This window comes from Bradyrhizobium sp. RDI18 (assembly GCF_043203335.1).
GTDB lineage: Bacteria > Pseudomonadota > Alphaproteobacteria > Rhizobiales > Xanthobacteraceae > Bradyrhizobium > Bradyrhizobium retamae.
In genome coordinates this window covers 875837-887693 of the sequence record NZ_JBICRN010000006.1, presented here as the reverse complement: position 1 = coordinate 887693, position 11857 = coordinate 875837, and the positions used below count along the sequence as shown (strand labels likewise).

The 11857-nt window shown below is 63.6% G+C and carries 8 protein-coding genes and 1 pseudogene; 7 read left to right on the top strand and 2 right to left on the bottom strand.

The genetic code is table 11. The annotated features are described in order from the left end of the window. The first annotated feature begins 136 nt into the window (after positions 1–136). From rfaD to ACFXS9_RS05275, 5 genes and pseudogenes are all read left to right on the top strand, one after another. Positions 137–1114: an ADP-glyceromanno-heptose 6-epimerase gene (gene rfaD, locus ACFXS9_RS05295; protein WP_392685770.1), complete on the top strand. Its 978-nt coding sequence runs from the start codon at positions 137–139 to the stop codon at positions 1112–1114. A gap of 18 nt (positions 1115–1132) precedes the next feature. Beyond that, positions 1133–2606, top strand: a pseudogene (gene rfaE1, locus ACFXS9_RS05290) (D-glycero-beta-D-manno-heptose-7-phosphate kinase). Further along, positions 2603–3892 carry an O-antigen ligase family protein gene (locus ACFXS9_RS05285; RefSeq protein WP_392685768.1) on the top strand — a complete coding sequence of 430 codons (1290 nt, stop codon included), beginning with the start codon at positions 2603–2605 and terminating at the stop codon, positions 3890–3892. Before rfaE1 ends, ACFXS9_RS05285 begins: the two are co-directional and overlap by 4 nt. 79 nt (positions 3893–3971) lie before the next feature. After that, complete coding sequence (locus ACFXS9_RS05280) at positions 3972–5888, top strand: SDR family NAD(P)-dependent oxidoreductase (protein ID WP_392685766.1); 1917 nt, start codon at positions 3972–3974, stop codon at positions 5886–5888. A 54-nt stretch (positions 5889–5942) separates the two neighbouring features. Then, complete coding sequence (locus ACFXS9_RS05275) at positions 5943–7148, top strand: glycosyltransferase family 4 protein (protein WP_392685764.1); 1206 nt, start codon at positions 5943–5945, stop codon at positions 7146–7148. Here ACFXS9_RS05275 and ACFXS9_RS05270 read toward each other — a convergent pair. Next, entirely contained in the window at positions 7145–8167 is a 1023-nt protein-coding gene (locus ACFXS9_RS05270; protein ID WP_392685761.1) for a glycosyl transferase, read from the bottom strand. The genes ACFXS9_RS05275 and ACFXS9_RS05270 overlap by 4 nt on opposite strands. Positions 8168–8196: 29 nt before the next feature. Continuing rightward, positions 8197–9156, bottom strand: coding sequence for a lysylphosphatidylglycerol synthase transmembrane domain-containing protein (locus tag ACFXS9_RS05265; RefSeq protein WP_392685758.1), 960 nt, complete (start codon positions 9154–9156; stop codon positions 8197–8199). A 181-nt stretch (positions 9157–9337) separates the two neighbouring features. Between ACFXS9_RS05265 and ACFXS9_RS05260 the strand changes: the two genes are divergently transcribed. Together ACFXS9_RS05260 and ACFXS9_RS05255 are read left to right on the top strand one after the other, a co-directional pair. Next, on the top strand, positions 9338–10327 hold the full coding sequence (locus ACFXS9_RS05260) for an NAD-dependent epimerase (protein ID WP_392685755.1): 990 nt from the start codon (positions 9338–9340) through the stop codon (positions 10325–10327). A gap of 6 nt (positions 10328–10333) precedes the next feature. Further along, complete coding sequence (locus tag ACFXS9_RS05255) at positions 10334–11746, top strand: mannose-1-phosphate guanylyltransferase/mannose-6-phosphate isomerase (RefSeq protein ID WP_392685752.1); 1413 nt, start codon at positions 10334–10336, stop codon at positions 11744–11746. The last annotated feature ends 111 nt before the right edge of the window (positions 11747–11857 follow it).

Genomic DNA, 11857 nt, shown 5'->3' with positions numbered 1-11857 from the left:
GCCGGCTCGTCGGTAACCGCTCCAAGGCGACACGTAAAGCCGGTCGATTCGGTCTTGGATCCGCCGAGAAGCAAAGTTGCCTGCCGCGCGGGAGTGAGGCAAAGCTTTCGCCCGAACAATCGTGGCAGGGGATGGCATGTTGCTGGTGACCGGGGGCGCCGGTTTTATCGGGTCGAACGTCGTGGCTGCGTTGAATGACGCCGGCCGGGACGTGGTCGTGTGCGACGTGCTCGGCCATGACGGCAAATGGCGTAATCTGGCCAAACGCCGGCTGGCCGATTTTGTACCGCCTTCGGAACTGATGGACTGGCTGAAGGGCCGCCGGCTGGAGGCGATCATCCATCTCGGCGCCATTTCCGAGACCACGGCAACCGACGGCGACCTGGTGATCGAGACCAATTTCCGTCTGTCGATGCGGTTGCTCGACTGGTGCACGGCCAACGCCACGCCGCTGATCTACGCGTCCTCGGCCGCGACCTATGGCGACGGCGAGCAGGGGTTTGGCGACGACCAGTCAATGGACGCGCTGAAGCGGCTGCGGCCGATGAACCTCTATGGCTGGAGCAAGCATCTGTTCGACATGGCGGTCGCCGAACGCTCAGCGCGCGGCGAACGGCTGCCGCCGCAATGGGCGGGATTGAAGTTCTTCAACGTGTTCGGACCCAACGAATATCACAAGGGCACGATGATGAGCGTGCTGGCGCGGCGCTTCGACGACATCAAGGCCGGCCGTCCGGTGCAATTGTTCAAGTCGCATCGGGAAGGGATCGCCGACGGGGACCAGCGGCGCGACTTCATCTATGTCGACGACGTCGTGCGCGTCACGATGTGGCTGCTCTCGACGCCTAATGTCAGCGGCATCTTCAACGTCGGAACCGGCACGGCGCGCAGCTTTCGCGATCTGATGCTGTCGGCCTATGCCGCGCTCGGCATTACACCGAACATCCAGTATATCGACATGCCCGAGCAGATCCGCGGCAGCTATCAATACTTCACCCAGAGCGAGGTCGATCGGCTGCTGAACGCCGGGTATAATGGCGGCTTCACGGCGCTGGAAGACGCGGTCGAAACCTATGTGAAGGTTTTTCTCGATTGTCCCGATCGCTTTCGCTGATGGGCACCAGGTAGACAGATGTTCGATTTTGAAGCCCTCAGCCAGGCGATCCCAAATCAGACCGTGCTCTGCGTCGGCGATCTCATGCTCGATGAGTTCGTTTATGGCGAGGTGTCACGCGTTTCGCCGGAAGCGCCGGCGCCGGTGATCGCGGTCCAGCGCAGCGAGACCAATGTCGGCGGCGCCGGCAATGTCGCGCGCAACATCGCTTCCCTCGGCGCGCGCTGCATCTTTGCCGGTCTCGTCGGCGAAGACGAGGCGGGCGCCAAACTGAAGGCCGATCTGGCACGAGAGAAGCTGATCGAGGCCGTGCTTGTTTCTGACACCTCGCGGCCGACGACGCGGAAGGTCCGCTTCGTCTCCGAGCATTTTTTCCACCCACATGCTTCGCGCGGATTGGGAGCTTTCCGTTCCGGCCTCGACCGACGTCGAGCAAAAGCTGATCGACGCGATCCTGCCGCATCTGCCGCGCGCCGACATCGTGCTGCTGTCCGATTATGCCAAGGGGGTTCTGACGGCGCGCGTCATCCGCAACATCATCGATGCCGCGAGAACGCTCGGCAAGCGCGTGATCGTCGACCCCAAGAGCGCCAATTTGGCGATCTATCGCGGCGCCACGCTGTTGACGCCCAACCGCAGGGAGTTTGCGGCGGCCACCCGCAGCCGCGCCGACACTGACCAGAACATCGCTGGCGCGGCGCTGGATGCGATGCGTCTGGCCGATTGCGAGGCCATTCTGGTGAAGCAGAGCGAGCACGGCATGACGCTGGTGCTGCGCGACGGCGAGACGATCCACGTGCCGGCGCTTCCGGTAAGGGTGCGCGACGTCTCCGGCGCCGGCGACACCGTCGCCGCGGTGCTGGCGCTGATGCTTGCAGCCAAGGCCGATTGGGAGACCGCGCTGCGGATGGCGAACGCGGCGGCGGCCGTCGCCGTCGGCAAGAAGGGCACTGCGACCGTGACGCCGGCCGAACTACGGCGGAAGATTCTGCCGCATGCGTCGCTGGTGGCAGAAGAGAAGATCGTGCCGGCAGGCGGCGATCTCGCCATGCATCTGGCAGAGTGGCGCCGGCAGGGGCTGCGCATCGGCTTCACCAATGGCTGCTTCGATATTCTGCATCCCGGCCACGTCAAAGTGCTGACGGCGGCGCGCGGCGCCTGCGACCGCCTGATCGTCGGCCTCAACAGCGATGCCTCGGTGAAACGATTGAAGGGCGAGGGACGCCCGGTGCAGGATGAGCGGGCGCGCGCCGAAGTACTGGCAGCGCTGGAGGCGGTCGATCTCGTCGCGATCTTCGCGGAGGACACGCCGATCGACCTGATCACGCGGGTGAGGCCGAGCGTGCTGGTCAAGGGCGGCGATTATACGCGCGAGCAGGTCGTCGGCTACGAGATCGTCGAGGCTACCGGCGGCGAGGTCGTGCTCGTCGATATCCTGCCGGGCCACAGCACGACGTCGCTGGTCGGCCGCGCGAGGGGAGGCAAGGCGTGAGCGCGAACGCAGCTTCGTCGTCGATCGCCAAGGCGCTGCCGATCTGGCGCGATCCCGCCGCATGGATGAAGGTGAGCGACGTCGTCGCGGTCCTGCTTGCGCTGTCGCTGCCATGGTCGACTTCGCTGGTCGGCATTTTCGGCGCAGTGCTTCTGGTCACGGTTGCGCCGACGGTCGAGTTGAAGGGCTTTCTTGCGTCGCTGAAGCGCCCGATTTCGGCGCTGCCGATCGTCCTGTTCGTTCTGGCGCTTGTCGGAACCCTGTGGTCGGACGCCGCTTGGGGCGCGCGATTCTATGCCGTGGGGCCGGCCGCGAAGCTCCTGGTGCTTCCGGTCCTGCTCTATCATTTCGAGCGTTCGGCGCGCGGGTCGTGGGTGCTTGTGGCGTTCCTCGCTTCGTGCACGCTGTTGATGCTGATGTCCTGGCTGGTGTTTCTCCGTCCTGAACTTTCGTTGCGGACGCCGGACCTCGCCGCACGCGGCATCTTTGTCAAGAACTACATCGCCCAGAGCCAGGAATTCACGCTGTGCGCGGTTGCGCTGGCCTATCCGGTCATCATGCTGCTGCGGGCAAAGCGGATTGCGCCGGCCGTGCTGCTCACCGCCATCGCCTTCGGCTTCTTTGTCAACATGGCGTTCCTGGTGGTGTCGCGCACGGCATTGGTCACGGTGCCGATCATGTTCGCGGTGTTTGCGTTTTTGCATCTGAGGTGGCGCAGCATCGTCATCATCCTGTGCGTAGCGGCCGCGTTCGCCGCCGTTGCCTGGCAGAGCTCGCCGGCGTTGCGCCGGACCGCGGAGACGTTTGCCCGGGACTACCAGCTCTACAAGGAACAAAACATTCCGACATCGATCGGCCTGCGGCTTGAGTTCTGGCGGAAGTCTCTCGGCTTCTTTGCCGAGGCACCGCTGATCGGCCATGGCACGGGCGCGACGCGCGGCCTGTTCGAGCGCGTCGCCACGCACGACTCATACCAGGCCAGCAGCGAAGTGATCGGAAACCCCCATAACCAGACGCTCAACGTCGCGGTGCAATGGGGCATTGCCGGTGTCGTCATACTTTACGCGATGTGGCTGTTGCATCTGCTCCTGTTCCGTGGCGATGGGCTCGCGAATTGGATCGGGCTTTTGGTCGTAGTGCAGAATATCTTCACCTCGCTGTTCAACTCCCACATCTTCGACTTCCATGAAGGCTGGATGTATGTGCTGGGCGTCGGAGTTGCCGGAGGCATGGTGCTGCGTGCCAGGTCGGAGGCGGTGGAATCTTCCGGAACAGTCCGGCCATGATTGCTGGCATGCACGCCGCAGATGAGATATCAGCGGGCGAGGGACGCCCCGCGAATCCCGATCGCAGCCGGCCAATGGAATGACGCCTCTTTCGCAATTGACCCGTCGCAATTACCTGATCGCAACGCATGATGGGTTGGCGACCGCGCTTGCGCTGCTCGCAAGCTTCTACCTGCGTTTCGAGGGAGGCGAGGCCTTCTATGCCCGCCTGCCGCTGCTGCTGAAGATCTTACCGCTCTTCGTCGCCTTCAGCATCGTTATCAGCTACGTCTTCAATCTGACGACGACGAAATGGCGTTTCATTTCGCTCCCCGATGCACTGAACATCCTGCGCGTGGCGACCCTTCTGGCGGTAACGCTCGTCGTGTTGGACTATGCCTTCATTTTCGCCGCATCGAACGGCAAGACGCCGGTGCTGTTCGGCCGTGTCACCATCGTTCTCTACTGGTTTCTGCAGGTGTTCGCGCTGAGCTCGCTCCGCTTCGGATATCGCTATTTCCGGTACACCCGGGTTCGCCGCCATGCTCAGACCGAAGGCGCGTCGGCGACGCTGTTGATCGGCCGCGCCGCCGACGCCGAGGTGCTGTTGCGCGCGATCGAGAGCGGCGCAGTCAAGCAGCTTTGGCCGGTTGGCGTGCTGTCGCCGTCGGCCGCGGACCGCGGGCAGTCGATCCGCAACGTGCCGGTGCTGGGCGGGATCGACGACGTCGAGGACGTGGTCCGCGATTATGCCGGACGGGGAAAGCCGATCTCGCGGGTCGTCATGACGCCGTCGGCGTTCGAACCCGAGGCGCACCCCGAGGCGGTTCTGATGCGGGCCAAACGGCTCGGGCTGTTCGTCAGCCGCCTGCCGTCGCTCGAAAGCGGCGACATGCCGAGGCTGACCAATGTCGCCGTCGAAGACCTTTTGCTGCGGCCAAGCGAGAAGATCGACTACGCGCGGCTTGAAACGCTGGTGAAGGGCAAATCGGTGATCGTCACCGGCGGCGGCGGCTCGATCGGTTCGGAGATATGCGACCGCGTCGCGACCTTTGGCGCTGCGCGGCTATTGGTGATCGAGCACTCGGAACCGGCGCTTTACGCGGTTACTGAGGCGCTGACGGCACGCGCGGCCAATGCCGCTATCGAAGGCCGGATCGCCGACATCCGCGATCGCGACCGGATCATGGGCCTGATGAAGGAATTCAAGCCCGATATCGTGTTCCATGCCGCAGCGCTGAAGCACGTGCCGATCCTCGAGCGCGATTGGAGCGAGGGCGTCAAGACCAACATCTTCGGTTCGGTCAACGTCGCCGACGCCGCGCAGGCGGCCGGCGCCGAAGCCATGGTGATGATCTCGACCGACAAGGCGATCGAGCCGGTCTCGATGCTGGGACTGACCAAGCGCTTCGCCGAAATGTATTGCCAGGCGTTCGACCACGACCTGATGATCCAGTCGGAGGGCAAGCCGCACATGAGGCTGATCTCGGTGCGGTTCGGCAACGTGCTGGCCTCGAACGGATCGGTGGTGCCGAAGTTCAAGGCGCAGATCGAGGCCGGCGGTCCTGTCACGGTGACCCATCCGGACATGGTCCGGTACTTCATGACGATCCGCGAAGCCTGCGACCTTGTGCTGACCGCAGCCACGCACGCGCTGACGCCGGCGCGGCCCGACGTCTCCGTCTATGTTCTCAACATGGGACAGCCGGTCAAGATCGTGGAGCTTGCAGAGCGGATGATCCGCCTGTCCGGCCTCGAACCGGGCGTCGACATCGAGGTAGTGTTCACCGGCATGCGGCCGGGCGAGCGGCTGAACGAGATCCTGTTCGCCACGGAGGAGCCGCCGGTCGAGATTGGGGTCGCCGGCATCATGGCGGCGAAGCCGAATGAGCCGCCGATGCAGACCTTGCGAAAATGGCTTGCGGCGCTGGAGGATGCAATCGCGCGGGATGACCGCTCCACCATCCGCGCGGTGCTCAAGGATGCCGTGCCGGAATTCGGATCGAACGCCGCCTGATTTTGCTGCCTCGCCCGGTCGGTCCCCGCGGCCGTTCGTGCCCCTTCGGAAGCCATGATGCAGAAGTCCGGAAAAGTCGTCGTCGTCAGCCAGCATTATCCGCCCGATCCGAGCACGACGGCGGCGATCATGGCCGCGATTTCCGTCCGCGCGGCGCAGGAGGCCGAGGTGCTGGTGCTGTCGGGAACGGCGGGCTCCGCGATATCGGCGCAAGCGGGCAAGCCTGAGGTCGTCGAGGTCAAGAACTGGATGCCGGGGAAGGGCGCGCTGGGAAGGCGCGCCGTGGCCGAGTTGCTGTTCACGGTCCGGATGTTTTTCGTGCTGCTGGGGAGGTTGCGGCGCGGTGACGTCACGCTGACCGTGCCGGCCCCCTTCATGCTGCCTTACGCTTTTGCCGCCGCGGCCAAATTGAAAGGCGCGAGATCGGTGCTGATCATGCACGATCTCTATCCCGACGTCCTCGTGATGGCAGGCCTCCTGAAGCCGGATTCGTTGCTGGCGAAGGTGATGCATGCCCTGAATGCGCCGATGTTTCGCGCGCTCGATGCCGTCATCATCATCGGCCGCGACACCGAGAAGCTGCTGCTGCGCTATGGCGGAATGACAAGTGACAAGATCCGCTTCATTCCGAACTGGGCGACACTTGCACGTGGCGTTCGCGCGATCGACCCGGACAATCCGTACCGCCGGTCGCTTTCCGCCCGCTTCGTCGTCGGACTGTCAGGCAATCTCGGCTTTACCCACGATCCCGTCATCGTGTTCGAAGCGGCGCGCCTGCTGCGCGACGACAAGGAAATACACTTCCTGCTGTCGGGCTGGGGGATCGGCTTCGACCAGTTGAAGGCCATGCAGGCTGAGGCAAAGCTCCCGAACGTTACCCTGGTCGATCGCGTCGAGGAGGAGCAGCTAGAGGCGTTTCTTTCGGCGGCGGACGTCTGGATCATTCCCTACCGCAGGAACGTCGCCGGCGTGTCGGTGCCCAGCCGGTTCTACAATCTGCTGGCGATCGGCCGTCCGGTGATCCTGGTTTCCGAAGCGGATGCCGAGGCGGCGCTGACGGTCATCGAGCACGATGTCGGCTGGGTGGTGGAGCCCGGCAATGCCGGCGAACTGGCGAAAACGGTCAGTCGCGCCGCTCGGGCCGACGACCCGCAGCGGGCCGAACGCGCGGCTGAAATCTCCAGGCGCTTTGATTTTGAAATCGCCATGGCCAACTATTGCGGCCTCATCCGCGAGCTCTTGCAGAAGAAGCCACGCTAGCCGGCGGACGGCCGCTGGCGCGAGAAGCGGTGCATCAGGAACGCCGTGGCGATGCCGCCTGCAACGAAGAGTAGGATTGCGATTGCCGTCGACGACGTCATGACCGAGCCGATTGCGAGCGCAGCGAGCAGGATGTTGAGCGCGAATACCTCGCCCACCACCCGCGATACCGAAAAGCTGTTGTCGGTGGCGCGCTGATAGAAATGGCTGCGATGTGCCGCCCAGAACGGTTCGCCCCGCGCGATGCGCCGGAACAGTGTGACAGTGGCATCGGCGAGATAATAGAGCGGCAACAGCAGGGCGGCCGCGACTTGCTGGTGCCAGGCGAGCTGCAGCAGACACCAGCCAACGAGCAGGCCGATCGGCAGGCTGCCGACGTCCCCGAGAAAGATTTTCGCTACCGGCCGGTTGAAGGGAGCGAAGCCGAGCATCGCGCCGAACAGCGCTGCGGCAGCGACCGTCGTCGATGCCGGAAGTCCGCCGAGCCAACCGAGCAGAACGAGTGCGCCGGTGATGGGCACGATCTCGGCGACCGTCATCAGGTCCAGCCCGTCCATGAAATTGACGAGGTTCACGAACCACAGGCCTGCCAGGATCAGGAGGCCGCGCTCGAGCCAGAGCGGGCAGGCGGGAACGATCCTCAAATTTTCGGGCGCGGCCAGGATCACCGCGGCGACGGCAAGGCCCTGCAGCAACAACCGCGGCAGAACGGGAATCGATTTGACGTCATCGGCGATGCCCACGGCCCCAATGAACAGCGTCGCGGCAAATACAGCGACGGGAATCTTCATCTCCGCAGCCCCGGCAAACACGATGACCGCAACAGTCGTGATCAGCGTGGCCATGATCACCGCGATGCCCGCGCCCTGCGGCGTCGGAATCCGGTGGGAAGAACGCGCGTTCGGTTTTGCCAGCGCTATCCGCAAGAGCAGCGGCCGGAGCGCCCATGTCAGGGCGGCTGACAACAGCGCCGCCAGCACCGCGGCGGCGAACGACAACAGTAGTTGCGAATTGGCCATTCTGTCTGCGCCGGGGAGCTGCTCGAAGATTATTTGGGAACTTCAATGGGCGCCGTGCCCTGCGCGGCCTTCTCGGCGCTCAAGATCCAGACCAGTCCGCCGATCAAACCGACGACGAAGGACACCGCGCCATAGAGCAGAGAAATGTTGACGCCCTCGTTGGCCATCAGGCCGGCATAGCCGAACGCCAGCCCCATGGTGGCTTCGCGAACACCCCAGCCGGCAATCGAGATCGGCAGCATGGTGATCAGCATGACGGGCGGAACGAGCTGGAAGATCTGGCCGAACACAACGGGGGCGGCGATCGATTGCACCACGCACCAGGCGATGACGACGGCAAGCACGTGCACCAATAACGACAGCACCGCGACTTTCGGGCCGTGAGTGCGGCTGAACAGCACGCGATTGGCGATCACCGAGCAGGCGTGGATGTGATGGGTGCCCCACCAGTGCTTCAGCCACGGCCACCGCAGCCTGCCGAGCAAGAGAAATCCGAGGCCACCGGCAAGCGCTGCGAAATCGACGAACAGCAGCGCCGACCTGCCATGGGGATCGGTGATCAGGCGATAGCTCCACGGCAGGCTCGCAACGATGACGACCGCGAGCGCGATCAGGCCGATGGCACGATCGACGAAGATGGAATAGGTCGCCGCCCGCCAGCCGGCGCCGTTGCGCGCGACGAGCCATAGCCTGACCGCATCGCCGCCGATCGAGGACGGTAGCGTCTGGTTGAAGAACATCCCGATCACGTTGAAGCGCATCGCCTGCCGGGTCGGCAGCGGAGCGCCGCATTCCGCGCCGATCTCGCGCCATCGCAACACGCCGACGAATATCTGCAGGAACGTCACGGCAATCGCCACGCCGAGCCAGCCGAGGCTGGAAACGTCGATGCGGGCCGCGAGGTCGGCGAGGTCCACCTTGCGCAACGAAAAATACAAGAGCGCCGCCGAGACCAGTATCTTCAATGTCGAAAGCAGGATTCGGCGCATCTCGCCCGTGCCGGGTTTGAGGAGAGGGTGCAAAAAGCGGTGCAATTCGGCGCCTTGGTATGGTTTTCGGGCCGATCTGGCAATAGCGGGGCTGGTAGGTGTTGCGGTGGCCTCGGCAACGCAGGTAAAGAGGCCCAGCGACAGAAATTTCAGCCATTGAGCGGCGCCTTCCAGGGATACGATGCCGGATCAACCCATATTGGTCACCGGAGCTGCGGGTTTCATCGGCTTCCACGTTGCGCGCCGGCTGGTGGCCGAAGGCCGCGCCGTGATCGGCCTCGACAATCTCAACGACTATTACGATCCGGCGCTGAAACGGGCGCGGCTCGATATCCTGCGTGGGGAGCAGGGTTTTGCGTTCGAACAGATCGATCTCGCCGATCGCGCGTCAATGGAACGCCTGTTCGCCGAACACCGCTTTCCAAGCGTGGTGCATCTCGCAGCCCAGCCCGGCGTGCGTTATTCGATCGATCATCCGCACGCCTATGTCGATGCCAATCTCGCAGGCTTCGTCAACGTGCTGGAAGGCTGCCGGCATCATGGATGCGGCCATCTGGTCTATGCCTCGTCCTCATCGGTCTACGGCGCCAATGCCAAAATGCCATTTTCGGTGGAGGACAAAACCGACCATCCGATCAGCCTCTATGCTGCCACCAAGAAGGCCAATGAGCTGATCGCGCATTCCTACAGCCATCTCTACCGTCTTCCGGTAACGGGCCTGCGGTTCTTCACCATCTATGGGCCATGGGGACGGCCCGACATGGCGGTTTACCTGTTTACCAAGGCGATCGTGGAGGGTACCCCGATCAGACTCTTTAACCATGGCAGGATGCGACGCGACTTTACTTATATCGAGGACGTGACACGCGCCGTATTGCGACTGGTCGACCAGGCCCCGCGCGACGGCGGGCAGGGCGCCGGGGCGCCGGCAAAAGTCTATAACGTCGGCAATAATCATCCGGAAGAGCTGACCCATGTGGTAGCGGTTTTAGAGCGGGAATTGGGCCGCGCGGCGGTCAAGGAGATGCTGCCAATGCAGCCCGGAGATGTGACCGAGACTTTTGCTGACGTAACCGAACTGATGCGCGACACCGGCTTCAGGCCGCAGACTTCGATTGAGGAAGGGCTTCGCGACTTCGTTGCCTGGTATCGTGACTACTACAGGATTTGAGCGCCGATGAACCGACGAATTATTCCTCTCATCATGTGCGGCGGCGCCGGAACCCGGCTGTGGCCGGCCTCGCGCGAGGTTCATCCCAAGCAGTTCCTGGCCCTGTTCGGCGCACGTTCGACGTTCCAGGATACGCTGTTGCGGGTTTCGGATGCTGGTCTGTGCGAACGGCCCGTCATCATCACCAACAACGCCTATCGCTTCATGGTGCTCGAGCAATTGGCGGAGATCGGACTGGAAGCCGACGTGCTTCTCGAGCCGATGCGGCGCGATTCCGGGCCTGCGATCGCGGCCGGCGCTGCCTTTGCGCAAGCGCGCGACAAGGATGCCATCGTGCTGGCGCTCGCCGCCGACCACGTGGTGCGTGATACGCCCGCTTTCCTCGCCGCCTGCCGCGAAGGGCTGGCTGCCGCGGAAGCCGGGCACATCGTGACGTTCGGCGTGCAGCCCGAACGCGCCGCCACCGAATATGGCTACATCAATCCCGGCGAAGTCATTTCCGGCAAGGTTCGTGCAGTCGCGAAGTTCGTCGAGAAGCCCGATCCGGCAACCGCGGCTGAGTACGTCAAGTCGGGCTATCTCTGGAACAGCGGCAACTTCATGTTCCGCGCCGCCGTGCTGTCGGATGAGTACAGCAAGCTTGATGCGGACAGCGTCCAGGCCGTCACTGATGCAGTGACGAAGGCAGGCACCGACCTCGGCTTCGTCAAGCTCGACGAGGCCGCGTTCGGATCGGCGAAATCGATCTCGATCGACTATGCAGTGATGGAGAAGACCTCGCGCGCCGCGGTCGTGCCAGTCGCGTGCGGCTGGTCCGACGTCGGCTCCTGGCATGCGGTGTGGGAATTGTCCGGCAAGGACGGCGAGGGCAACGCAGCGCGCGGCGCAGCCGTGTTTGAGGATTCTCGCAATTGCAACGTATCGACCGATCGCGCGCTGGTCGCGCTCGAAGGCGTCGACGACCTCGTGGTGGTCGCAACCCAGGACGCCGTGCTGGTTAGCCGGCAGAAGGATGCCAACGGGCTGAAGCGGCTGGTCGCGAAACTGAAGACAGTGGCGCCGCAGGTGACGGAAGACCACATCAGGGTGCATCGGCCCTGGGGATCCTATCAGTCGGTCGACAATGGCGACCGGCATCAGGTCAAGCGCATCATCGTCAAGCCGGGCGGGCGGCTGTCGCTGCAGAAACACCATCATCGATCCGAGCACTGGATCGTGGTGCGCGGAACGGCGCAGGTGACCGTCAACGAACTGGTCAAGACCGTGCACGAAAACGAATCGATCTACATCCCGATCGGCGCGGTGCACCGGCTGGAAAATCCGGGCAAGATCCAGCTCGAGCTGATCGAGGTCCAGACCGGGAGTTATCTCGGTGAGGACGACATCATCCGCATCGAGGACGACTACCAGCGCAGTTGAGCCGACCGTAGTTTTACCGGGCCCGCGGTTGTAATTCTTTGAATCAAAACGTGTCTGAAAACCGTCGATCGCGTTCGCCACATCTGTGATGGCGTGCTAGAGAACCGCCGG

Coding starts and splice junctions, on each gene's coding strand:
- ACFXS9_RS05260 (WP_392685755.1), top strand. CDS start 9,338: ATGCCGGATCAACCCATATTGGTCACCGGAGCTGCGGGTTTCATCGGC.
- ACFXS9_RS05280 (WP_392685766.1), top strand. CDS start 3,972: ATGACGCCTCTTTCGCAATTGACCCGTCGCAATTACCTGATCGCAACG.
- ACFXS9_RS05270 (WP_392685761.1), bottom strand. CDS start 8,167: ATGGCCAATTCGCAACTACTGTTGTCGTTCGCCGCCGCGGTGCTGGCG.
- rfaD (WP_392685770.1), top strand. CDS start 137: ATGTTGCTGGTGACCGGGGGCGCCGGTTTTATCGGGTCGAACGTCGTG.
- ACFXS9_RS05275 (WP_392685764.1), top strand. CDS start 5,943: ATGATGCAGAAGTCCGGAAAAGTCGTCGTCGTCAGCCAGCATTATCCG.
- ACFXS9_RS05265 (WP_392685758.1), bottom strand. CDS start 9,156: ATGCGCCGAATCCTGCTTTCGACATTGAAGATACTGGTCTCGGCGGCG.
- ACFXS9_RS05255 (WP_392685752.1), top strand. CDS start 10,334: ATGAACCGACGAATTATTCCTCTCATCATGTGCGGCGGCGCCGGAACC.